Source organism: Bradyrhizobium sp. Pha-3, from assembly GCF_042258615.1.
GTDB lineage: Bacteria > Pseudomonadota > Alphaproteobacteria > Rhizobiales > Xanthobacteraceae > Bradyrhizobium.
Genome location: NZ_CP170152.1, coordinates 3337988 through 3359935, shown reverse-complemented (window position 1 = coordinate 3359935; position 21948 = coordinate 3337988). Strand labels below are relative to the sequence as shown.

General features: G+C 63.1%; 23 protein-coding genes. 10 read left to right on the top strand and 13 right to left on the bottom strand.

What is annotated here, in order from left to right:
• Positions 1 to 58: 58 nt before the first annotated feature.
• The 3 genes from ACE10Z_RS15685 to ACE10Z_RS15675 are packed head-to-tail and all read right to left on the bottom strand — an operon-like array spanning position 59 to position 3019.
• Complete coding sequence (locus ACE10Z_RS15685; RefSeq protein WP_375788720.1) at positions 59 to 1507, bottom strand: AMP-binding protein; 1449 nt, start codon at positions 1505 to 1507, stop codon at positions 59 to 61.
• A gap of 5 nt (positions 1508 to 1512) precedes the next feature.
• A complete protein-coding gene (locus ACE10Z_RS15680; RefSeq protein ID WP_375788719.1) occupies positions 1513 to 1995 on the bottom strand; it encodes a hypothetical protein in 483 nt (160 codons plus the stop codon).
• Positions 1988 to 3019: an amidohydrolase family protein gene (locus ACE10Z_RS15675; protein WP_375789841.1), complete on the bottom strand. Its 1032-nt coding sequence runs from the start codon at positions 3017 to 3019 to the stop codon at positions 1988 to 1990. Before ACE10Z_RS15675 ends, ACE10Z_RS15680 begins: the two co-directional genes overlap by 8 nt.
• Positions 3020 to 3204: 185 nt before the next feature.
• Here ACE10Z_RS15675 and ACE10Z_RS15670 point away from each other — a divergent pair, with 185 nt between their 5' ends.
• The 8 genes from ACE10Z_RS15670 (at position 3205) to ACE10Z_RS15635 (ending at position 9809) form a co-directional block, all read left to right on the top strand.
• On the top strand, positions 3205 to 4416 hold the full coding sequence (locus tag ACE10Z_RS15670) for an NAD(P)/FAD-dependent oxidoreductase (protein WP_375788718.1): 1212 nt from the start codon (positions 3205 to 3207) through the stop codon (positions 4414 to 4416).
• 14 nt (positions 4417 to 4430) lie between these two features.
• A complete protein-coding gene (locus tag ACE10Z_RS15665; RefSeq protein WP_375788717.1) occupies positions 4431 to 5723 on the top strand; it encodes an aromatic ring-hydroxylating dioxygenase subunit alpha in 1293 nt (430 codons plus the stop codon).
• 10 nt (positions 5724 to 5733) lie between these two features.
• On the top strand, positions 5734 to 6219 hold the full coding sequence (locus ACE10Z_RS15660; protein ID WP_375788716.1) for an aromatic-ring-hydroxylating dioxygenase subunit beta: 486 nt from the start codon (positions 5734 to 5736) through the stop codon (positions 6217 to 6219).
• Between the two features lie 46 nt (positions 6220 to 6265).
• Positions 6266 to 6994: an SDR family NAD(P)-dependent oxidoreductase gene (locus tag ACE10Z_RS15655; RefSeq protein WP_375788715.1), complete on the top strand. Its 729-nt coding sequence runs from the start codon at positions 6266 to 6268 to the stop codon at positions 6992 to 6994.
• Positions 6991 to 7314, top strand: a complete 324-nt coding sequence (locus ACE10Z_RS15650) for a non-heme iron oxygenase ferredoxin subunit (protein ID WP_298362697.1) — start codon at positions 6991 to 6993, stop codon at positions 7312 to 7314. Before ACE10Z_RS15655 ends, ACE10Z_RS15650 begins: the two co-directional genes overlap by 4 nt.
• The gene (locus ACE10Z_RS15645) at positions 7301 to 8047 is read left to right on the top strand and encodes a TetR/AcrR family transcriptional regulator (RefSeq protein WP_375788714.1); all 747 of its coding nucleotides are present in this window, start codon (positions 7301 to 7303) and stop codon (positions 8045 to 8047) included. Before ACE10Z_RS15650 ends, ACE10Z_RS15645 begins: the two co-directional genes overlap by 14 nt.
• 83 nt (positions 8048 to 8130) lie before the next feature.
• On the top strand, positions 8131 to 8943 hold the full coding sequence (locus ACE10Z_RS15640; RefSeq protein ID WP_375788713.1) for a VOC family protein: 813 nt from the start codon (positions 8131 to 8133) through the stop codon (positions 8941 to 8943).
• Positions 8944 to 8960: 17 nt separating this feature from the next.
• Positions 8961 to 9809 (top strand): VOC family protein, encoded by an 849-nt coding sequence (locus tag ACE10Z_RS15635; RefSeq protein ID WP_375788712.1) that lies wholly within the window; start codon positions 8961 to 8963, stop codon positions 9807 to 9809.
• Between the two features lie 463 nt (positions 9810 to 10272).
• Here the strand turns inward: ACE10Z_RS15635 and ACE10Z_RS15630 are convergent, their stop codons facing one another.
• The 10 genes from ACE10Z_RS15630 to ACE10Z_RS15585 form a co-directional block, all read right to left on the bottom strand.
• Positions 10273 to 11274 (bottom strand): formate dehydrogenase subunit gamma, encoded by a 1002-nt coding sequence (locus tag ACE10Z_RS15630; protein ID WP_375788711.1) that lies wholly within the window; start codon positions 11272 to 11274, stop codon positions 10273 to 10275.
• Positions 11275 to 11307: 33 nt separating this feature from the next.
• Complete coding sequence (fdh3B, locus tag ACE10Z_RS15625; protein WP_375788710.1) at positions 11308 to 11904, bottom strand: formate dehydrogenase FDH3 subunit beta; 597 nt, start codon at positions 11902 to 11904, stop codon at positions 11308 to 11310.
• A 13-nt stretch (positions 11905 to 11917) separates the two neighbouring features.
• The gene (locus ACE10Z_RS15620) at positions 11918 to 14863 is read right to left on the bottom strand and encodes a formate dehydrogenase subunit alpha (protein ID WP_375788709.1); all 2946 of its coding nucleotides are present in this window, start codon (positions 14861 to 14863) and stop codon (positions 11918 to 11920) included.
• Positions 14864 to 14874: 11 nt separating this feature from the next.
• Entirely contained in the window at positions 14875 to 15084 is a 210-nt protein-coding gene (locus ACE10Z_RS15615; protein WP_375788708.1) for a twin-arginine translocation signal domain-containing protein, read from the bottom strand.
• 27 nt (positions 15085 to 15111) lie between these two features.
• Positions 15112 to 15888, bottom strand: coding sequence for a Cro/CI family transcriptional regulator (locus ACE10Z_RS15610; RefSeq protein ID WP_375788707.1), 777 nt, complete (start codon positions 15886 to 15888; stop codon positions 15112 to 15114).
• Positions 15889 to 16006: 118 nt separating this feature from the next.
• The gene (locus ACE10Z_RS15605; protein ID WP_375788706.1) at positions 16007 to 16666 is read right to left on the bottom strand and encodes a DUF3306 domain-containing protein; all 660 of its coding nucleotides are present in this window, start codon (positions 16664 to 16666) and stop codon (positions 16007 to 16009) included.
• On the bottom strand, positions 16663 to 17178 hold the full coding sequence (locus ACE10Z_RS15600; RefSeq protein WP_375788705.1) for a DUF3305 domain-containing protein: 516 nt from the start codon (positions 17176 to 17178) through the stop codon (positions 16663 to 16665). The genes ACE10Z_RS15605 and ACE10Z_RS15600 overlap by 4 nt, the downstream gene beginning before the upstream one ends.
• Positions 17175 to 18182: a DUF6352 family protein gene (locus ACE10Z_RS15595; RefSeq protein ID WP_375788704.1), complete on the bottom strand. Its 1008-nt coding sequence runs from the start codon at positions 18180 to 18182 to the stop codon at positions 17175 to 17177. Before ACE10Z_RS15595 ends, ACE10Z_RS15600 begins: the two co-directional genes overlap by 4 nt.
• A complete protein-coding gene (locus ACE10Z_RS15590; RefSeq protein WP_375788703.1) occupies positions 18179 to 18715 on the bottom strand; it encodes a DUF6505 family protein in 537 nt (178 codons plus the stop codon). The genes ACE10Z_RS15595 and ACE10Z_RS15590 overlap by 4 nt, the downstream gene beginning before the upstream one ends.
• Complete coding sequence (locus tag ACE10Z_RS15585) at positions 18712 to 19419, bottom strand: biotin/lipoate--protein ligase family protein (protein ID WP_375789840.1); 708 nt, start codon at positions 19417 to 19419, stop codon at positions 18712 to 18714. The genes ACE10Z_RS15590 and ACE10Z_RS15585 overlap by 4 nt, the downstream gene beginning before the upstream one ends.
• Positions 19420 to 19629: 210 nt before the next feature.
• Here ACE10Z_RS15585 and ACE10Z_RS15580 point away from each other — a divergent pair, with 210 nt between their 5' ends.
• Together ACE10Z_RS15580 and ACE10Z_RS15575 are read left to right on the top strand one after the other, a co-directional pair.
• Positions 19630 to 21600 carry a 4Fe-4S binding protein gene (locus tag ACE10Z_RS15580; RefSeq protein ID WP_375788702.1) on the top strand — a complete coding sequence of 657 codons (1971 nt, stop codon included), beginning with the start codon at positions 19630 to 19632 and terminating at the stop codon, positions 21598 to 21600.
• Positions 21601 to 21634: 34 nt separating this feature from the next.
• Positions 21635 to 21943 (top strand): hypothetical protein, encoded by a 309-nt coding sequence (locus ACE10Z_RS15575; RefSeq protein ID WP_375788701.1) that lies wholly within the window; start codon positions 21635 to 21637, stop codon positions 21941 to 21943.
• Positions 21944 to 21948 lie beyond the last annotated feature (5 nt).

Below are 21948 nucleotides of genomic sequence, written 5' to 3'. Positions count from 1 at the left end.
GGCGCGACGCCGGATTGAAGATAGCCGTCTCGCAATTTCCGCTTGAATATCTTGCCGCTCACCTCGCGCGGCAGCGCGTCGTGGAAAACGAAGCGCTTTGGCACCTTGAAGCGCGCGAGACGCTGCTCGAGGAATACCTTGATGTCGGCCACCGCGGGCGTAGCGTCTGCTCGGCTTCGATCGCTGCGATCAGGCTTTCGCCGAACTCCTCATCGGGGACGCCGAACACCGCGCAGTCCCGCACACCGGGACAATTGACCAGAACGCTCTCGATCTCGGCCGGGTAGATGTTGACCCCGCCCGAGATGACCATGTCCCGCTTGCGATCGCAGATGTAGAGGAAACCGTCGACGTCGAGATAGCCGACATCTCCGCAGGTCACGAGCCCGGCGCGATCGACCTGCGCGCGCTGATCCGGACGGCCGTGATAGGTGAAATCCGAATAGGCTTCGGTGCGCAGGTAGATCTCGCCGATACCACCGGGAGCAACCTCGCCGCCGGCCTCGTCATAGATCCGCAGTTCAGTCCCCAGCATCGGCCGGCCGACCGTACCGGGATGAGCAAGCCATTCCTCCGCATTGCAGCCAACGGCGGCACCGGTCTCGGTCGCGCCATAGGTCTCGTGAATCACCGGCCCCCACCACTCGATCATCCCCCGCTTCACGGCCGGCGGGCAGGCCGCGCCGGTGTGCGTCACCCATCGGATCGACGACAGGTCGTAGCTCCGTCGCGTCGCATCGCTGAGCCGCAGCAGCCGGACAAACATCGTCGGCACCATCGTCAGATGCGTGATCCGGTGCTGGGCGATGACACGCAGCAGATCCTCGGGATCGAAGCTCTGCTGGAGCACCGTCAAATCGGCATGCTGGAAGGCCTGTCGCGCGAAGGCGCCAGGCGATGCGTGATAGAGCGGCCCGCAAACAAATGCCCGCATGCCATCCTCGATGCCGTAGATCTCGCGCAACAGCGCCGCGTTCTTCCCGATCTGCTCAGGCGTCATCGGCGCACGCCGAACGCCCTTGGGACGTCCTGTCGTGCCTGAGGTGTAGATCATCGTTCCCCGGGGCGCGCGCGCAGGCTGCTTCCATCGTGCGCCCCTGTCACGGAACTCGGGCCACGCCTGTGCGTGAGGCGGTGAGGCCGACAGCGACCGAGTGCCCGCGTCTGGATCTTCGATGACGAATGTCGGCAGTTCGGCAGGAACGACGCGTTCGACCGCCGCGATCAGGTCGCGATGCCCGATCAGGACCCGCGGGGTGCAGTCGGCCAGAATGTAGGCGATTTCGTCTGCTTTGCCGTGCCAATTCAGTGGAACCACGTAAGCCCCGAGCAACGCGGCCGCATGCAGGATCTCGAAGTAGCAGGGGTCGTTTCGGATCAGCAACGCGATCGCGTCGCCTTCGCGGACGCCGACCTCCTCAAGAACAGTGGCGGCACGACTGCCCTGGTCGAGCAAAGTCTGGCGCGCAACATGGTGCTCCCCAATCACGATTGTGCTGTCATGCATCGCGCTCACTCCAGACAAACCGTCACCTCGGCGCGTGCCGGGGGCAGCAAAATGCTGTCGAGAAAGCCAAACTCCTCGTCCGTCAACGCGAGCGGAGTTGAAAACGTCAGCGCGTCCATGTGACCGCTGAGGACGGCCGGGTACCACCATTGAGCTCTGGTAACCGTATGACCTCGACCGCGGAATTCGATCGCGAGCGGCTCGGGTAAGCTCGCACCGTGACCGCTCTGATAGCCATCTCCGATCGCGTAGACCTCGCATTCGAAGACGCCGGGAGCCCGACGCTGGACCGCAATCTCGATGTCGAGCAAACCGAATGCAGGATTGGCTGCATCGCCATTCTGGTAGAAATAGACGAACGGTATCCGTCCGTATTTGCTTGTGCCCCTCGCCGCGTCCGAAGGCACCTGCGCATCGCTGCGGCCAGGCGTTCGCGGCGGGATGGGACCGAGCAGGCACATCTGAGGCAGTGAGCGGCAATCAGCCATGGGATGGCCTCGCCTGTCCGCCCGTCGCTTGCGCCACTGCAAGTCCGAGCGGCTCCACGTCGTATCGCCGGCCGAGGAAGCCAAAGGAATTTTCCGCGAGCACCGCATCACTGCTCAGCGCGCGCTTTGCCAACGCGCCCGGCTGTTTCTGTCGTATCGCAAAGGGGTAGTCCGATCCGACAACGATGCGGCCCTCGCCCACCGCATTGCCAAGGAACGACAATGAAACCGGATCGTAGAGGATACTGTCGTACCAGAATTGCCGGGCAAGCTTCGAAGGCGCCCGCGTCATCTTGCCTTTCGCGCCGAGCGACCAGCCAAAATCCATCCGCGGCAGAATCCACGGCAGCGCTCCCCCGCCATGGCTGAGCAGGATCCGTAGCCGCGGAAATATCTCGGGGACGCCAGCCGCGAGCAGCGACACGGCAGCAAGCGCCGTTTCGAGCGGAAACACCGCCGTCGCAGCGAACTCTGGGCTGCCGCCCACGCGATCCATGCCGGCCGGATGCAGCGGATGCACAAAGATGCCGAGGCCGAGCGATTGAGCCGCTTCGTACACCGGAAACAGGCGCTCGCTGCCAAGCGCCACACCGTCGATGTGCGTACCGATCTCGATCCCAGCCAGGCCGAACGCCCTGACCTTCTCGAGCTGCCGGACGGCGCGCGCCACATCCTGCATGCACACCATCCCGATGCCGGCGAAGTTGCGTGGCGCGTACGCGATCATGGCCGCGATCTGGTCGTTCATGACCTCCGCGAGGTATTCCGCATCGTCAGCAGGCAGCCAGTGCGACAACAGTTCGGGCATCGGCGAGAGCACCTGCATGTCGGTGCCATCCTCGGCCATGTCTGCAAGGCGTCGCTCGACATCCCACGATCTCGTATCGATCTTTCGGAATACCTTGCCGGCGATCATCACCGCGGCCTGATCCCCCATCGAATGATTGACGCTTGGCCAGCGCACGTCCCGCCTCGGGTCCGCGGCCAGCCGCGGAGGCACAATATGCGTGTGAATATCAATCACCGTGCCCAATGCGCTCTCCCTGTCGCTTTATTGCGAGCTTCTTTGCGTGAACGCTGCCTGCGTTCGCGCGCGCCGCAGAAATCACTTTACAAACAGGAATGATTGTTTTTATTCTCGCTGTCAAGACGCCTCGGAGCGTCGTGATGGCGCAGCACGGAAAAGCCGCGCCAAGGGAGCGAATGACGTTGAGCCCGCAGCAAGCGCGCATCGTGATCGTTGGCGCCGGACAGGCAGGCGCCCGGGCCGCCGAGGCATTGCGCGCGGCCGGCCATCGCGGGTCGATCATCCTCGTGGGCGAGGAAGAGCACCTTCCCTACGAACGCCCGCAATTGTCGAAAGCCATTTTGATCGACCGGGACCCCAATCCGACACTGATCCGGCAGAGCCGGGAGTGGAATGAGCTCGATATCGCACTGCGCACGTCGTCGCGCGTGGTAGCAGCCGATGGGCAGAAACGCATCGTTGGCCTTGCGAACGGGCAGGAATTGCCATTCGACTGCCTGCTGCTCGCGACCGGGACCCGCGTGCGGCGCTTGATTGAACTCGAGAATGCTCCACTCCCGGTCCGCTACCTGCGAGGCATGGGCGACGCGCTCGCGCTGCGCGAGGAGCTGCAGCCCGGGCGCAGGGTCGCGCTGGTTGGCGGCGGGGTCGTCGGCCTCGAAGTCGCGTCGGCCGCGATCGGGCGCGGCTGTCTCGTCACGATCGTCGAGAAAGCCGACCGGCTGCTGCCTCAAATCGGCTCCGCGTCGCTTGGCCGATATCTTCAGCATCTGCATACGTCGCGAGACGCCGAGATCATTTGTGGCGGCTCAGTCAGGCAGGCGACATCTCGCGGATTGGAGCTCGGCGACGGTCGCTTCATTCCGGCCGATCTTGCTTTGGTCGGCGTCGGCGTCGAACCAGTCACCGAGCTTGCGCGTCAATTGGGCCTCGATGCCGAACGCGGCGTCCGCGTCACGTCGACCGGCGCAACCGCCGCCGATGGCATTTTTGCCGCTGGTGACGTCGCCGAGCAGTGGAGCCGAAGTCACGACCGCTGGATGCGCGTCGAGAACTGGGCCAACGCGCAGAACCAGGCGATCGCCACCGCAAAATCCATGGCTGGCGTCAGTACCGCCTATGATGCCCCGCCCTGGTTCTGGTCCGACCAGTACGACGCCAACATCCAGGTGGTCGGCAATCCGGCCGGCGGAGACGAGATCGTCAGGGGAGACGTTGCGGCTGGACGCTTCGTCAGCATCAGCGTCCGCGACGGCGAAGTCATCGGCGGCATTACCGTCAATTCCGCGCGAGACATGGCGGTGCTGCGCCGCCTCGTCGCCTCGCGCAAGCCCGTTCGAAAAAGCGACCTGGAAAATCCTGCATTCGAACTGAAGCGCTCACTCGCCGCCTAGGGAAGAGGACCCCAATGAACGCACAACACCAGCCCGCACTGCTCGTCGATCCGGCACAGCGCATTTTCAAGGTGGCGCGACGCAACTTCGTTGACCCCGAGATCTTCAGGGCCGAAAAGGAAATGATCTTCGACCGCTCGTGGCTCTACCTCGGGCATTCGTCCGAACTGCCGAAGCCGGGTGACTTCATCACCCGCAAGGTTGCGGGCCGCGGCGTCTTGTTTACCCGGGACAGCAAGGGCCAATTGCGCGCCCTGCTCAATACTTGCCCACACCGTGGCGCCCAGGTGTGCCGCGAGCGCAAGGGCAACGCCAAGTCGTTCCAGTGCTTCTACCACGGCTGGGTGTTCGGCGCAGACGGCAAGCTGCGCAGTCAGCCCGGTGAAGCCTCCTACCCCGAGGGCTTCAAAGGCCGCGACACCTCGAACATGCAGCCGGTGCCGCGGTTCGAAACCTATCGCGACTTCAACTTCATCTCGTTCGACAGCAACATCGTTCCGCTCGTCGACTATCTCGCCGGCGCCAAAGAATTCCTCGACGTCATCTGCGATCAGACCGATGCGGGAATGTCGATCGTCGCCGGCAGCCAAGAATATTCGATCCGGGCGAACTGGAAGCTGCTCACCGAGAACAGTATCGACGGCTATCATGCCGCAACCACCCATGCGACGTATTTCGACATCCTGATGAGCTCGACCGATAATCTTGCTGGCGGCATGGGCGGTGGCGGTTACGGATACGATCTCGGCAACGGCCACGCCGTGCTCGAATACGGCGCCCCGTGGGGACGCCCGGTTGCGCAATGGATTCCCGGATGGGGTGAAGCCGGCAAATCGGAGATCGACCAACTCTACGACAACCTCGTCAAGCGCCACGGCCAGGAACGCGCCGATCGGATCGCGCGCAAGAACCGCAATCTGTTCATTTTTCCGAACCTTGTCGTCAACGACATCATGGCGCTGACTGTGCGCACCTATTTCCCGGTGGCCCCCGACTACATGGTCATCAACGCCTGGGCGCTTGCGCCAAACGATGAATCGGCGTGGGCGCGGAAGTATCGTCTCAACAACTTCCTGGAATTCTTGGGCCCTGGCGGTTTCGCGACACCTGACGACGCCGAGGCGCTGGAACATTGCCAGCGCGGCTTCGAGAACTCCAAGGAAGCCCTCTGGAACGACATCTCGAAGGGAATGGGCAAGGACAAGGCGCATCACGACGACGAGTTGCAGATGCGGGCATTCTGGACTCAGTGGAACAAGCGGATGTTCCCTGCCCCAGCATCCGGCATCAAAGGCGTCGCGGCCTGAGGAGGACAACATGCAATCCCTGACCCGAACCGAAGTGGAAGACTTCCTGTTCAACGAGGCCGAGTTGCTCGATCAATGGCGTCTGCCGGAGTGGCTCACGCTGTTCACGGACGATGCGAAATATGAAGTGCCCTGCACCGATCTGCCGGCCGATGCCTCGTCGGACAGCAACCTGTTCTACATCGCGGACGATCGCTTGCGGCTCGGCGAACGGGTCAAGCGGCTGATGAAACGCACGGCGCACGCGGAGTTTCCGCATTCGAAGACAAGCCGCATCGTTGGCAACGTCCGGATCCAGGCAAGACGCGAGGACGAGATTGACGTCAGTTGTGTTTTCCAGACCCTGCGGACCAAGGATGGCGTCACCGATCTCTACTTCGGAACCAGCAGATATCGGCTGGCGGTCGACGGCGAGGGCCTCCGCATCCGGGAAAAGCGCTGCCTCCTCGCCGGTGACGGACTGCGCCCGAGCGGTCGCATCAGCATCGTGCTCTGACGGGTAAAATTACATGGCTTTACGGTTCGAAGGACAATCAATCGTGGTGACCGGCGCTGCCAGCGGCATTGGCGCAGTCATCGCCCGCCATTTCGCCGACGCCGGAGCCAAGCTCGTGCTTTCGGATATCGACGAGGGACGCCTCGGCGCCGTTGCGGATGACATCGCCGCGAGCGGCGCCGGGCGGGCAATCATGAAAGCCGGCGACCTGTCCCGGGAAGACGTCGCACGCGGCGTGATCAAGTCGGCGGTGGATAATTTCGGGGGTCTCGACATTCTGGTCAACAACGCCGGCGGTGGGATCATCAAGCCGTTTCTGGACCACACGCCCGACACGTTACGGACGACGATCGATCGCAATCTCTGGACTGCGCTGTGGTGCACCTGGCACGCCGTTCCGGTCATGAAAGCCCGGGGCTATGGACGCATCGTCAACATCGGGGCCGATTCGGTCCGCAACGGACTTTGGGATCACGCGGCCTATAATGCCGCCAAGGGCGGCGTGCATGCGATGGCGACCGGATTGGCGCGCGAGTTTGCCAAGGACGGCATCACCGTGAACGTCGTCGCTCCCTGTATCGTCGACACGCCCCAGGTGCGGGAGGCCACCCTCAGGGCGCCGAAGGCGTTGCAACGCTTCGTTGACGTCGTACCGATGGGGCGCGCAGCCGAGATGGACGAGGTGGCCTCGATGGTATGTTATCTCGCGTCGAAAGAGGCCTCGTTCGTCACCGGACAGGTCATCAGCGTCAACGGCGGAAGCACCATGCTATGACGACCACGATCAATGGTGTCCTCGTTGGCACGGTTCAGGACTTTCCGGAAGGTGAAATTCGTCCCGCGGCGATGCCCGACGGCACCAATCTTGCCATCTACAATGTGGAAGGAACGATCTACGCGACGGCGGACCTGTGCACCCATGGCGAGGCTTCGTTGTCCGAAGAGGGTATTCTGGCCGGAAACATCGTCGAATGTCCCTGGCATTTTGGTACATTCGACGTCACAAGCGGCGCGCCGACCGGCATGCCGTGTACGGTTCCGTTGAAGAGCTTTCCGGTCAAGGTGATAGCAGGCAGCGTCTATGTCGAATTCTGACGACCCCAAGCCCAGGACCCGGCGTGCCGCCGGCACGTCGCGGCCGCCCGCAACCCGACAGAAACTGAGATCGCGCCGCGACAGCACGGCGGAGCCGACATACGCGCTGCGGCGAACCCAGGCGGAGCGCAGCGAGACCACGCGCAAGCAGCTCATGGACGCAGCCGTCAAGCTGATCCGCCAGAATGGCTTCGGCGGCCTGCGAACCGTGGAGGTCGCCGACCTCGCAGGCGTTTCGCGCGGTGCGCTGATGCACCATTTTCCGAGCAAGCACGAGCTTGTGGTGGCCGTATTGACCTACGTCAACGAGATCACGTTCACCCAGAGCACACGCCGTGCGCAATCGGCGCGACACGATGGCGGCGATCCGATCGACAGTATCATCAAGGACGCCCAGGACTTCTTCTTCGGCGACTACTTCTTCATCGAGCTCGCCATCGGCATGAGCGACGAAAGCACGCGGCGGCTCAAACGAGAGACCCAGCAGTTTGCCCGGCAAACCCGCTTCTCGATCGAGGCAACCTGGCTCGACACGCTGATATCGTCGGGAATCCCGGAACAGCTCGCCAGGGACGTGCTCGCGCTCACGCTCAGCGTGGTTCGCGGCTTCTCGGTCCGAATGTTGATCGAGAACGATCCCGAGCATTTCTCGCGCCTGCTCGCGGTCTGGCGCAAGATCGTGCGGCAGCACATCGAGGATTCGATCCCCAAGCAGTCGAGAAAACGGCCATGACGGGACGCAATTCAGCTGACAGAGGTCCCCAAGGCCCTGTGATCGCGCTCTGCTACGTCAGACTCGCCGTCCGTGAGCCTCTCTTGGCGGCTGCTTTCGCGACCGATATTCTAGGCTTGCAGCCGGTGCCGGACCAACAGGCGCTGCTGTTCCGCTCGGACGATCGCTATCACACGCTGTCGCTGGTGCCGGCGCCCATGGCGTCCTCAGTCGGGATTGAGGTGTCGGACGAAGCCGCCCTCGAGCATGTCGAACATGCGCTACAGGGGGATGGCTTCGGCGTACGCCGGAGCAGCCGGGACGAATGTAAACAGCGGTTTGTGCGCGACGCGCTCATCGCGCAAGACGCTAGTGGCAACGAGATCGACCTGGTGTTGCGGCCGGCGCAAAGCGGCCGACGCTATTTTCCAAGCCGCGACGCGGGCGTCGCTGGACTACAGGGCGTGGGGCTACGCAGCTCGCAGTTGCGGGATGACCAGCGATTCTGGACCTCAATCCTGGGCGCCCGCATCAGTGACTGGGCTGGCGACATCACATATCTGAGGATCGACCAAAAGCACCACCGCATTGCGCTCTATCCATCCGACCGCCCAGGAATTCTCTATGTGAGCTACGGCGTCGAGAGCCTGGATGCGATCATGCAGAGCCACTATTTCGTGCAGGAGCGTCAGATCAGGATCCTGCACGGTCCCGGACGCGAGCCCGCGTCGGGACAGATCTTCCTGAGGTTTGAGGGACCCGAGGGACACGTCTTCTCGTACAGCCACGGCCTCAACGACGTCGAACCCGATCATCGCCCCCGGCAGTTTTCCACCCATCCTGACTCGCTCTGCGAGTGGGGCAGCCAATGCCAGGGCATCCCGGAACTGCAGCCAGCCGCCACTGATCAACGCTGAAGACGACGGAGCGCCAGATGATTGAATTGCGAGATCTCGCTTATGTACGGCTGGGCGCCTCCAACCTCGAGGATGCGCAGAGTTTCGCGACCAGGAGCCTCGGCCTGCAAATTGGCGAGCAGGCGAAGACCGCGCTCTATTTGCGATCCGACGACCGCGCTCATACGCTCTGCTATTTCGAAGGCGATCCGCGGGACCAGACGGTCGCCTTCGAGGTCACCGATGAGGACAAGCTCAACGCCGCCGGCGCGACGCTCGACGCTCTCGGCCATGCCGTCCGCGCCGGCACGCCGGACGAGTGCGTGCTCCGCAAGGTCAAGGCCTTCATCGGCTTCAAGGATCCGACCGGCAACCAGATCGAACTGGTCGTGCGGCCCGAGCGCAGCGGCAAGCGATATTTTGCCACCCGCGATGCCGGAATTACCGGCTTCAGCCATGTAGGTCTGTTTACCACCGATCCGCTGCGGGACGAGCGGTTCTGGACCCAAGTCTGCAACGCACGGGTCAGCGACCGCATCGGCGACATCGCACTCATGCGGGTCAATGCTATCCACCACACCGTGGCCCTGGCACCAGGACGGGGGCCAGGCGTTCAGCACATCAACCATCAGGTCGAGAGCAACGACGATGTATTGCGCTCGTACTACCATTTGTCCGGTCAGCGCGTCCCGATCGTCTTCGGTCCCGGTCGTCACCCGACGTCCGGCGCGCGCTTTCTGTATTTCCAAGGTCCGGACGGCATGGTTTTTGAGTATTCCGTCGGCGTCGACGAAATCGAGGATGAGGAAACCCATAGGCCCCGACAGTTCGGCTTCGAACCATCAAGCCTTTGCATGTGGGGCGCGAAATCAGCGCGTCCACGCTAGCTCGTCCGGCAGCAACGACACCGTATCAGCGCCCCGATCACCTCGGAAAGCCCATTCACGTTGGCCGTAGCGAGATTCTCCTGGACCTCCCGGCGGACACATCGTGCACACGCCGCCTTCTGACCACTTGGAAAACTTGAACTCTCTGTCCAATCCATCATATGCAAGTTTGAGCTAGCTCCAGCAATCGAAATCCAACGAGATTGATTCTTGCCGATCGGCATGGCGCGGTTCGACGGTGCGGGGGAACGGCGCTGTCCGTGACGATCCGTTTTGTGTAATCTCCCGCTGCACTCGACTTCTTTGGGAGGATTGCCATGAGAGCCTTCCTGCTCGCCTGTGTGGCCGCCGTCGCCGTGGCGGGAGTCGGCGCCGCGGTCCTTGATCGCGTGCAAGAGCCGGTCGCAGAGGCCTTTGCAACGACGGCCGTGCGACTTTAGCGATCTCGCCCCCGGGGGCGGCGTTACTCCGCCGCTGTGGCGGCCGGCTTCGAGCGCCCGTCTGCCGCGGCGCGCGCATCCTCCTCCTCGAGCCACAGGCTGTGGTGCTCTCTCGCCCAATTGACGTCCACGATGCCGCTGCCCATCGCCTCGAAGGCGCCTTGCATACCGATGGTGCCGATGTAGATGTGGGCCAGCATCACCGCGACGAACAGCACCGCCACGATCGAGTGGACGACCTGGGCGATTTGCATTCCTTCGATGCCGGACAGGTAGAACGGGAACATCAGCTCATATCCGGTGATTGCAACGGCCGCGCCGCCGATCACGACGATCCAGTAGACCGCCTTTTGGCCGGCGTTGAAACGATAGGCCGGCGGATGGTCGTGACCTACGATGCCGCCGCCGCGCTTGATCCACTCCACATCGACCTTGTTCGGGATATTGCCGCCGAGCCACATCAGGAAGATCAACGCAACTCCGATGGTGAACGGGAAGCTCAGATAGTTATGCGCGTACTTCGCCCATTGCGACCATTCGGAGAATGCCTCGTGGCCAATCAACGGCAATAGCAGCGGACGGCCGAAGGTGATGTTCAGTCCGGAGATCGCCAGAGTGATGAAGCAGGTCGCGGTCATCCAGTGTACGAAGCGCTCGAATGCGCTGAAGCGCACGATCGTGCGCCCCGCCCTCCCACCCTGCAGACGGACCATGCCGCAGGCGAGATAAAAGACGACGAGCACGGCAAGCGTGCCGAGAATGGCAATTCCGCCGATCCAGCGCAGGGTGACGTTGCGGAATTCCCGCCACTCGCGCCCTGCCGGCTGCTCCAGCACGCCCGACCGCTGATCCGGAATGCTGACGCGTCCTTGAATCCGGTTGAGCTCCTGCAGAAGCTGTTGCTCCTTCACCGCGCTGGCGGTCGGGTTGACTTGTTGGGCGATGGACGGCACCGACGCGCTGATCATCAACGAAAGCGCCCATGCGCCCAGGGCGAGACGGACGCATTTTGCAAGAGACGCCATGAGGTCCTCCCGAGATTTGCGCGAGTCTCGCGTTCAGGACGCGATGGTCTCGCGATAAGCGGTCTTCCAGCCCCAGGCGCCTGACCCGTAACCGCGCTTCATCACACGTTCCTTGTAGATCTGGGCGATGATCTCGCCATCACCGGCGAGCAACGATTTGGTGGAGCACATCTCGGCGCAGAGCGGCAATTTCCCCTCGGCGAGGCGATTGGCTCCGTATTTCTCGTACTCCTCCTTGCTGCCGTCGGCCTCGGGTCCGCCGGCGCAGAACGTGCACTTGTCCATCTTGCCGCGGGAGCCGAAATTACCGATCTTCGGATATTGCGGCGCGCCGAACGGACACGCATAGAAGCAATAGCCGCAACCGATGCACAGATCCTTGGAATGAAGCACCACGCCATCGGCGGTGGTGTAGAAGCAGTTCACGGGGCAGACCGCCGCGCAGGGCGCATCGGTGCAGTGCATGCAAGCCATCGAGATCGATCGCTCTCCGGGCTTACCGTCGTTGATTGTGACGACGCGGCGCCGGTTGATGCCCCAGGGCACCTCATGCTCATTCTTGCAGGCCGTGACGCAGGCATTGCACTCGATACAGCGGTCGGCGTCGCAGAGGAATTTCATCCGAGCCATGTGCGTTGCTCCTCTAGGCTGCGACGATCTGGCAGAGGGTGACTTTGGTCTCCTGCATGTTGGTTGCAGGATCATAGCCATAGGTCGTGATCGTATTGGCGCTTTCGCCAAGCACGATCGGGTCGGTCCCCTTCGGGTAATTGCCGCGAAGGTCCTTGCCCGCGAGCCAGCCGCCGAAATGGAAAGGCATCCAGGCAACGCCCTTGCCGACCCGTTCGGTCACCAGCGCCTTCATTCTGGCACGCGAGTTGTTTTCAGCACCGCTCACCCAGACCCAGCCGCCATCCTTGATGCCGCGATCGGCGGCATCGGCGGGGCTGATCTCGATGAACATGTCCTGCTGGAGTTCGGCGAGCCACGGATTGGTTCGCGTCTCTTCGCCGCCGCCCTCGTATTCGACCAGGCGGCCCGAGGAGAGGATGAGCGGGAATTGCTTGGCAATCCCCTTCTCCACCGCGGCCTTCTGCACGGAGAACCCGATATTGGGCATGCGGAACTGCTTGGCATCGGGAAGCGTCGGATATTTGGCGACCAGATCGACGCGCGGCGTGTAGATTGGCTCGCGGTGAACCGGAATGGGATCCGGCAAGCCGAACGCGTTCATGCGCGCCTTGCCGTTGCCATAGGGCACGCAGCCGTGCATCAGCGCGACGCGCTGAATGCCGCCCGAAAGGTCGAGCGACCACGACACCGCGTCTGGAGTGGCCGGATTGATCCTGTTGATCGCCGCCATCTCCGCTTCCGTCAGATCCTTGTCCCAGCCGAGCTTCTTCAGGCTCGCCAGCGTGAATTCTGGATAGCCGTCCTTGATTTCCGAATCCTTCGAATAGGACCCGTCGGCGAGCAGGCTGACCTTCCGCGTCGTGCCGTCGGCTAGCTTCTCCTCGCGTTCGATGCCAAAGCGCGGCCGGAACGTGCCGCCACCGTCCATCACGCCGAGATTTGTGTTGTAGAGCAGCGGCGTGCCCGGATGCCTGACCTCCGGCGAGCCCCAGCACGGCCAGGGCAGACCGTAATAGTCGCCGCCGACTTCCGGATCGTCCTTCGGAGCCCGCATCGTCAGCATGTCGAACTTCGCCTGGTTCTTCATATGCGCCTTGAGACGCTCGGGCGATTGCCCGCAATAGCCGGTCGACCAGCTGCCGCGATTCATTTCGCGCAGGATGTCCTCGGCCTCGGGCAAATTGTTCTCGACCTTGATGTTCTTGAACATCTTGTCGGCAAAGCCGAACCTCTTTGCCAGCAGATAGGTGATCTCGAGGTCGTCCTTGGATTCGAAGATCGGCTTCACGATCTGCTCGCCCCACTGCAGCGAGCGGTTCGAGGCGACACGAGACCCCTTGCACTCGAATTGTGTGGCGACCGGGAGAATGTAGAGACCGTCCTTGCGCCCGGCCTCCACGGCGAGCGAGGTCCAGGTGGTCGGATGCGGGTCGGCGATGACAAGCAGGTCGAGCGCCTTCAGACCCTTCAGGGATTCCGGAATGCGGGTGATGCTGTTGCTGGCGTGTCCCTGCACGAACACCGCCCGCACATTGTCTTTCTGGGCGACCTGGTCTTTCGGCAGCGTCACCGCCTCGAACCAGCGGGTTAGCGGGATGCCGGGCGCTTCCATGATCTGCTTGGAGTCGAAGCGCGACTTCAGGAAATCATAGTCGACTTCCCAAACGCGCGACCAGTGCTTCCACGCGCCCTCGGCGAGCCCGTAGTAGAACGGCAGCGTGACGATATCGAGCCCGACGTCGGTTGCTCCCTGAACATTGTCATGGCCGCGGAAGATGTTGGCGCCCATGCCCGGTCCGCCGACATTTCCGGTCATCAGGAGCAGGATGCAGCTCGCCCGCACATTGGCGGTGCCGACCGTCTTCTGAGTCTGACCCATGGCCCAGATCAGTGTCGACGGCTTTTCCGTCGCGAACATCTTCGCGACACGCTTGAGCTGCTCACCGGGAATGCCGGTAACGCGCTCGACCTCCTCCGGATTCCATTTTTCGACCTCCTTGCGAAGATCGTCGAAACCATAGACGCGCTGCCGGATGAATTCCTTGTCCTCCCAACCGTTCTGCAGGATGTGCCACATCATACCGTAGAGCACCGGAATGTCGGTGCCTGGACGCATGCGGACATACTCAGTCGCGTGCGCCGCGGTTCGCGTCAGACGCGGGTCGATGACGATGAAGTTGGCCTTCTGAAGTTCCTTACCCTCCAGCAGGTGCTGCAACGACACCGGATGCGCCTCGGCCGGATTGCCGCCCATGATCATCTGGGTCTTGGCGTTGCGGATGTCGTTGAAGCTGTTGGTCATCGCGCCGTAGCCCCAGGTGTTGGCCACGCCGGTGACGGTCGTCGAATGGCAGATACGCGCCTGATGGTCGGTGTTGTTGGTGCCCCAGAACGCGCCAAGCTTGCGGAATAGGTAGGAACCTTCGTTGGTCATCTTAGCCGACCCGAGCCAATAGACGGAATCGGGACCCGACTTCTCGCGGACCTCCAGCAGCTTGTCGCCGATCTCGTTGATCGCGGTCTCCCAGGAGACCCGGGTCCACTGCCCGCCCACGAGCTTCATCGGGTAGCGTAGCCGCCGCTCGCTGTGCACGAGCTCGCGCACGGAGGCGCCCTTGGCACAGTGCGATCCGCGATTGATAGGGGAATCCCAGGTCGGCTCCTGGCCAATCCATACGCCGTTCAGCACTTCCGCGGTCACGGTGCATCCAACCGAGCAATGCGTGCAGACGCTCTTGCGAACAGTCGCTCCCGCGGTGAGCGGCCCCGCGGCGGCAGCTTCCGCCTTGCGAACGCTGCCGAGAGGCAGCGTGCTGAGCGCTGCAAACGCCCCACCGGCAAGGCCGGACCGGCGTAGGAACGTGCGGCGGTCGAGACCGCCGGTTTGCCCGGACAGGAGGGCCGCGACGGATCCACGTCGGTCGGAATCGGAACGCGGTGTTCTCCTGATCAGCATGGCCGCTTCCCTCAACGCGGATAGCGATTGACGCGATAGTACGCCTTCACGTGGTCGGTTTCCCTGTAGCGGGCCTTGCGCTTCTCAACCTCGGTCTCGCTGTCGGCTTGCGCCGGCGCGATCAAGGGGGTTGCCAGCGTAGCGCCGGCGCCGACCGTGCCGAGTCCGACCTTGCGAAGGAAGTCGCGGCGGCTTGCCGTCATTTTCTTCTCGTCGCTCATTGCACCTCTCCTGGACCGGGCAACTGGTCAATTGGCGAACTTGAAGGCCTCTGTCTCAATCTCCAAAAACACGCATCCCAGCATCCCGACCGCGCGATAGAACTTGGCGCTTTCGGCCTTCGCCATGTCAGCGAACAAACCTCCGATCCAGCGGGACACATGCTTCTCGAAGAAGACGCGCTGTGCTGCGAGCGACACCGGGAAACGACCAGCCACAAGGCCCGCCATGATTTCGCATAGCGTCGCCGCATGGTCCTCTGGTTCTGGATTGCTCTCCACCCGCTCGATGCCAAGCGCGGCCAGATCGTCGCGAAGTCGCGACAACGGGCGCTCGTTGAGGAAGCCGGTCAAATAGTAGGACGCGTAGGGCAGTAGCTCGCCGCGCCCAACGCCGACGAACAGGTCAAAATATTCGCGTTCGACCTCGGTCGCGACCGCGATCGAAGCGGCCTCCGCAAGTGCGGCGTGGGCGCGCCCAAGCGGCGTCACATCGCCGCTCAGTTGTGCGATCTGCTCAAGCAAGGCTTGCGACGGCGCCGCCGAGAGCAGGGTCGCAAGCAGTGCGTATTCCTGCATACGTCCGACTTCGATCGGATCAAGCAGGTCCGATACCGCAAGCTCGCCATAGAGATCGGGACGAAGAATTTCTCGCGAGACGCCTGTCGCGATTTCGACCGCAATCACGCGTCGCGCCGGCACCTGATTCCAGTTCGAGACCGAGGGCTGGGCAATACCGATTTTCCGGGCTAGTTGGGCTACACCCCCGGCAGCATCGATGGCACGTTCAAGGCCCGCATCGCGCACACCGCCCTCCCATCCTGGGGCCAAGCGCTTGATTGCGTTTGCTTAACAAAGACTAGTCGGGTGGCGGAGGGCGGTCAATCGATCGGCATAGCCTATGACTATAGCATTTGGTCGCACCCTATCGGGGCAGCGCGCCGCCATGTGCGCGGCGCCGAACGGCAGACTCTTCGCTCGCGCCCTGCAGTTGCGGTGCAGCAGAGTTTGACGGAGGTCCCGCGCTTGCGGACTTGTCGGACAGCGGGAGATCCGCACACGCCCTCGCCGGATTTGGTGCTTGCGCCGAATCGTCGACGGCAGCAGCAGTCGGTCGCATGGCGTCTTCGACAGTCTCTTCGATCGCGTTGGTCGCGTTCTCGGCAGCCTGCACGAGGTCCCCGACAACGCGGCGGACGAGTTCGTCAACCTGCTCGGACGAATAGTCCAGTGGACCGAAACCGGGCATGGCCGACGGGTCGTTGAAGTCCCAGGCGTTTTCCGCCAACCCGATGAAATCGCGAATGGCAGGATCGGCGCTCCAGGCCCGACGAAGCGCCGCATGGCTCAATTCCCGCGGAATGCCCTCGCGAAGGAAAGGCGAGAGGTCGGTCGCGGCATCAATCGATTCGATGGGCGGCAGACTCGACAAGTCGAACTCGGTGGGACAGGGCTCCACCGTGTCAGGGGCAGCCATCGCCGAACCATTCGCCTCGGCGGGTTGTTCGGGTCTTGGTTCGGCGTGGCCGTCCCTCGCAGCCTGCTTGCGTCGCGACCAGCGCGCCAGAAAGTCGCCTTCGCTCATTCGTGCCCACCTTCATGGCGCCGTTGCGCCAGCGCCTCCGGATCGGCGCGGCTCCGCTCGCGCTTGAAGAACTCATTCTCGACGTAGTGCTTGGCGATGAAATCTTCAATCGCCCGGCGCAGCACCTCGGGCATCGGTACCGCTTCGACGAGATTGACACCGGCCCCCGTGAACGCCTCCCCTTCGGCGGGATCCGCCGTGACCGCGGAAAGGAGGTAGGGCGAGGCTCCCTCGGCAGGGCTCAACACGATCCAGATGCTGGGCGCACCAGAGGTGAGATTGTCGCGGTAGCGCTCGGTTTCCGAGCGGTAGAGATCGACTGTCGCGCTGCCGGCGTAAAACAGCGTCACTCCCTCCTGCTCGCGGATCACCGTCCACGGCGTCACCTCCGGCTCGTCCGGCAGCACGCCGATGCCGCGCCAGACGACGTCGATCCACGGAGAATCCGCTCTGCGGCGCTCGACCACAACGCCGACGGGGAGACGGACCAGCGGCTCTGCGACAGGGCTCATGTCGCAGCCTCCAGATGCTTGATTGGCAGTCCCGTCAGCAAGTTCTGCGGTTTCATCCGGACGACCTGATCGGACGTCATTGCAAGGATCAGATAGGCCGGCATGCGCCCCGCAGTGTCGACGACCAGGCCGGGATCCGCAAAGCTCAGCCGAAACAGCGCCAGCACGCGCCCCGCGGTGCGGTCGTCGAGGGATTCGCCCTGCCAAAGCCGGTCGCCGATGCGGGTCGCCTCGGAATCCAGGCCCACATACCAGGTGAGTGCTGCGTTGCGCACTTCGGTCAACGGCTCGATCGTCACATCGATCCCGAGCAGATGCGAGATCCAGCGCCGCATTGCGTCTGCCAACGCGGCGCGCCCCCGCCCTCCGCCGGTCAGATCAAGCGCCATATCGAACTGGTCATTGCGCTGCCAATAGCTGTCGGCGTTTTCCTGGCTGAGAACGTCGAATTGGGTATCGCTCGTCGCGCCCAGCATGGACATTAACGACAGCACCGGCGTCGGGCTACCCCCGCCAATGATTTCCTCGTCTCCCAGGAGCAGCAAATGCTCGTGCGGCAGGATTCGTTGCGGCCGAAAGAACAACTCGGCTGCGCGCAGCTGAAACGTATCCTCGCAGCGATCAAGCGCATTGCGCAGGATCACATGCACCAGCTGGTTCATGAACAGCGGCGGCAGAATGGCCGAGCCTGAACGAACCGTCGCGAGATAGGCGGCCTCCAGCGTCGGATGGCGCAGCAGGAGGTCACGAAATGCCAGCACGAATTGCCAGTTTTCCCGCGCGTCTGCATCGTCGATCGCGGCCACCTCCTTGTCCCCGACCGGGAGGCGCGGGTCGGCGAGCAATTGCCGGTGCAAGCGACGCTCGACCGCGCACGCGTCATCCGGCGGCATCAGCTCGGGGCGCGCGAAATAGGCTTTCAGGTATTCATCCGTGACAACGAGCCCTCCGCTCGCGTTGCGATCGAGCAGGTGGTGGCCGCAGGCGATCCAGAAATCCTTCATCGCCCCGGCTCCTTGCTCATGTCGGCAAGACTGAGATCGCCGCCGGGTTCGGCGTCATCCTCCACTTCCATGAACGAGAACGCCTTGCCGTGCCCTTGCCCCTCGCGCAGCCGCAAGCTTCGGAAGGACTCGCGAACCTCGCCATCGCGCACCGAGCGATGGACGGCAATCAGCGTACCAATCGGATGGGTGCAGAGCGATTGCGCAAAGGAAGCTTCCTCTTCCGCCGCCACCCGCGCGGTTGCAAGATCCGGCGCACCGAACCGTTCGACCAGCCGCTGCGCCAGGAGCTCCACCAGCGCGCGGCGATCGTCCGCGGTCGCGGGAACGATCTGCGCCAGCGTCGACCAACCCCAGGATTGCACTCCGAGAAAACCGCCGCGGAACGCAGAACGGTCCTTACCGTCCAGTTGCGCCAAATCCAGATCCAGGAAGCGGAACGCGCCCGACACCGCCCATTCGCCGGGCTCCGCGGACACGTCGAATACGAACGTGTCGGACGGATCGAGCGCAATGGTGCGCAAGAGCTTCACAGGCGTGGCCCTCCGAGCTTCGGATCGAGCCACGAGGACGATAGCAGGCATTTCCTCAAATCGCGCCGCTCGGTCCCAGTTGCTCCAACACGGCGCACCAGAAGATCGCCGTTGTCAGCGATCGCGCGAGAGGTCTGCGGTACGTCCGTCAGCCGGCTCAGGAACTCGCGTGCGATGGCGTCAAAACCGTCGACTTGCCAGGTTTCGGTCGCGAGCATCAGGTGCCGGGCAAAGCTTTCCGTGATTTGAACCGCGCCGGCCTCGCCAAAGCCCTCCTGATCGAGCGCCGAAGCAAGTGAATGGACGCCCGCCTCCGCATTTGTCATCGCAACCGTCCGGATCATGGCACCGAACACCAACCAGCGCGGCGGCTCATCCTCCTGCGCGGACGATGGCCAGCCAAGCCGGCCGCCACCGACGAGCCCGCCGTCGACACGGACCGCATCCGGCCAGTCGATGGCGACCTCCTTGTTCGGGGGTGCATAGGCGCGCAAGGCATCGGTCAATGCCACCATGGCGGCATAGAAGGCGCGGCGCGCGGTGCACAAGGGCTCGCGGGGTTCGAGCACGACCGCGAACTCGGCAAGATCGAACCGCCCCACATAAGTCAGCGTACCTGCCCCACTCTCCTCCGCGATATCGATCGCATGGGCGAAGGCGTCGCGCCTCTCGCGCAGCCTCACGAGCCTGAACGGCGGAGGCAGCTCAACGGGCTCCGCGATCGATGAGCGTATGCGGACGGTCGGCGACAGACGGACCTCCAGCTTCCATTTCTTCCCATGTGATAATAGCTTATCCGACCAAAGGGGACGGCGCGAGTCCGCCCCCCTCGTTGCCCGACCGCTTCGGGAGGTGAATAGCTGCACATGCCGGATTCGCCGAAGACGATCCTGATCTGCTCGTGCGAAGACACGATGCGTCTCGACACCGCAACGATCAAGCGAGGCTGCCGCAGCAGCTCGATCGCCGAATTCCGACACCTGTGCCGAGCCGAGCTGGATCGGTTTCGCGCTGCAGCGAAAGTTGCGGGCCCCATGATCGTCGGCTGCACCCAGGAGGCGCCGTTGTTTGCCGATGCGATGGAGGGCCGCTCGGAAACAACAGAGTTCGTCAACATTCGAGAGACCGCAGGGTGGTCCCTGGAAGGACGACAGGCGGGGCCGAAAATGGCAGGCCTGCTCGCCGCCGCGTCCGAGCCCGTGCCAGCCTACCCGTTTGTCACCCTGTCGAGCGACGGCGTGATCCTGATCTATGGCCGCGACGACGTCGCGGTTGAAGCGGGCCAGCTGCTTGCAGATCACCTCGACGTGACGGTCATGATCACGGGGCAAGCGCAGATTGCACCGCCGGCGACAACGTCGTTCCCGATCGTCAGGGGGACGATTCGCAACGCCAAGGGACATTTGGGCGCCTTCGAGCTTGTGATCGACGACTATGCCACGCCTCGCGCATCCTCGCGCGACACGCTGCTGTTCGAGGCTTCACGCAACGGCCTGACGTCGCGCTGCGACCTCATCCTGGATCTTTCCGGCGGGACGCCGCTTTTTCTCGCGCATGATTTGCGCGAAGGTTATCTCCGCGCCGACCCGGGCGATCCGCCCGCGATGCTGCGCGCGGTCCTCAAGGCTCGCGATCTCGTCGGCAGCTTCGACAAGCCGCAATACGTCAATTTCACAGCAGACCTCTGCGTGCATTCGCGGTCGAAGCTGACCGGTTGTCATCGCTGCCTCGATCTTTGCCCGACCGGGGCGATCACGCCGGATGGCGATCACGTCAGGATCAATGCGGAGGTCTGCGCCGGATGCGGCCAATGCGCTGCGGCCTGTCCGACCGGTGCGGCAACCTATACCCTGCCGCCGGCCGACGCGCTCTTGCACAAATTGCGCGCGATGCTTTCGTCCTATCACGCGGCCGGGGGCGCCCATGCCGTCGTCCTGTTCCACGATGGCCAGCACGGCAGCGCGTTGATCGATGCGCTCGCCCGCCATGGCGACGGGCTTCCGGCCAGCGTGCTGCCGCTCGCGGTGAACGAGGTGACGCAGGTTGGACTGGAGGCCGCCGTCGCTTCCTTCGCCTACGGTGCGGCTGGGATACGCTTTCTCCTGCGCGCAAAGCCGCGGCATGACGTCGCCGGCCTCTTCAAGACGATCGCGATGGCTCATGCGATTATCTCCGGGCTTGGGTTCGAAGGACGCAGGGTCGAAGCCATCGAAACCGACGATCCGGACGCACTCGGCAAGACGCTCTGGTCAATCGAGCCAGCGCCGACCGTCCAGCACCCAGCGACCTTCCGGTCCGTCGGCAAACGGCGCGAATTGCTCCGCCTCGCGCTTCACGAGTTGCACCGCCTCGCTCCCTCGCCGGCCGACGTCATCGCGCTGCCTGAAGGCGCACCGCTTGGCGCGATCAGCGTCAATGTGGAGGGATGCACCTTATGTCTGTCGTGTGTATCGGCCTGCCCGACCGGTGCGCTGCGCGACGATCCCGAACGCCCGGTGCTCAAATTCGTCGAAGATGCCTGCGTGCAGTGCGGTCTGTGCCAGAGCACATGCCCGGAAAAGGTGATCACGCTCAAGCCGCAGATCGACTTCCGGGCCGCCAGGGCCCCGGCAACGATCATCAAGGAGGAAGAGCCGGCGCTTTGCATCCGCTGCAACAAACCGTTTGGCGTGAAGAGCACGATTGAGAAGATCGCAGCGAAACTCGAGGGCCGGCACTGGATGTATCCCGCCGGCGACAAGCGGCTCGATACGGTAAGAATGTGCGCGGATTGCCGCGTGATCACCATGAGCGAGCAGCAGTTCGACCCGTTTGCCGGCGTGCCACAGCGCGCGGCGCCTCGCACGACCGATGATTATCTGCGCGAACGGGAAACCAAGAGTTAGAACCAATTGGGAGCAGCACTTGGGAAGGCGCACCATGTCTCATCTCACCAAAGCTCATTTTGCATTCATTGCCGTTGGAGTTGCCCTTGGTGCAGCGATGATCCCGGCGGCCGTCGAAGCCGCGCGCCTGTCGAACGCCGACAAGGTCGCCTTGAAACAGGCGATCGTTGCCTGCAAGGCGGAGGCGAAGGGCAGGAAGGTCAAATGGCTGGCGCGCCGGAAATATGTCAACAATTGCGTCTCCGAGGCCCTGAAGGAACATCCAAACGTCGACGTTGTCCGATTGATCAAGGGGTATCCAAACCCAACGAACCTTCCGGTAGAGAAATGGCCCGGCTTCTAACTGCA

What these genes read in the sequence shown, in the direction of transcription:
- ACE10Z_RS15685 (WP_375788720.1), bottom strand. Translation starts at nt 1,507, where the DNA reads ATGCATGACAGCACAATCGTGATTGGGGAGCACCATGTTGCGCGCCAG.
- ACE10Z_RS15680 (WP_375788719.1), bottom strand. Translation starts at nt 1,995, where the DNA reads ATGGCTGATTGCCGCTCACTGCCTCAGATGTGCCTGCTCGGTCCCATC.
- ACE10Z_RS15665 (WP_375788717.1), top strand. Translation starts at nt 4,431, where the DNA reads ATGAACGCACAACACCAGCCCGCACTGCTCGTCGATCCGGCACAGCGC.
- ACE10Z_RS15660 (WP_375788716.1), top strand. Translation starts at nt 5,734, where the DNA reads ATGCAATCCCTGACCCGAACCGAAGTGGAAGACTTCCTGTTCAACGAG.
- ACE10Z_RS15650 (WP_298362697.1), top strand. Translation starts at nt 6,991, where the DNA reads ATGACGACCACGATCAATGGTGTCCTCGTTGGCACGGTTCAGGACTTT.
- ACE10Z_RS15645 (WP_375788714.1), top strand. Translation starts at nt 7,301, where the DNA reads ATGTCGAATTCTGACGACCCCAAGCCCAGGACCCGGCGTGCCGCCGGC.
- ACE10Z_RS15635 (WP_375788712.1), top strand. Translation starts at nt 8,961, where the DNA reads ATGATTGAATTGCGAGATCTCGCTTATGTACGGCTGGGCGCCTCCAAC.
- ACE10Z_RS15630 (WP_375788711.1), bottom strand. Translation starts at nt 11,274, where the DNA reads ATGGCGTCTCTTGCAAAATGCGTCCGTCTCGCCCTGGGCGCATGGGCG.
- fdh3B (WP_375788710.1), bottom strand. Translation starts at nt 11,904, where the DNA reads ATGGCTCGGATGAAATTCCTCTGCGACGCCGACCGCTGTATCGAGTGC.
- ACE10Z_RS15620 (WP_375788709.1), bottom strand. Translation starts at nt 14,863, where the DNA reads ATGCTGATCAGGAGAACACCGCGTTCCGATTCCGACCGACGTGGATCC.
- ACE10Z_RS15615 (WP_375788708.1), bottom strand. Translation starts at nt 15,084, where the DNA reads ATGAGCGACGAGAAGAAAATGACGGCAAGCCGCCGCGACTTCCTTCGC.
- ACE10Z_RS15605 (WP_375788706.1), bottom strand. Translation starts at nt 16,666, where the DNA reads ATGAGCGAAGGCGACTTTCTGGCGCGCTGGTCGCGACGCAAGCAGGCT.
- ACE10Z_RS15600 (WP_375788705.1), bottom strand. Translation starts at nt 17,178, where the DNA reads ATGAGCCCTGTCGCAGAGCCGCTGGTCCGTCTCCCCGTCGGCGTTGTG.
- ACE10Z_RS15595 (WP_375788704.1), bottom strand. Translation starts at nt 18,182, where the DNA reads ATGAAGGATTTCTGGATCGCCTGCGGCCACCACCTGCTCGATCGCAAC.
- ACE10Z_RS15580 (WP_375788702.1), top strand. Translation starts at nt 19,630, where the DNA reads ATGCGTCTCGACACCGCAACGATCAAGCGAGGCTGCCGCAGCAGCTCG.
- ACE10Z_RS15575 (WP_375788701.1), top strand. Translation starts at nt 21,635, where the DNA reads ATGTCTCATCTCACCAAAGCTCATTTTGCATTCATTGCCGTTGGAGTT.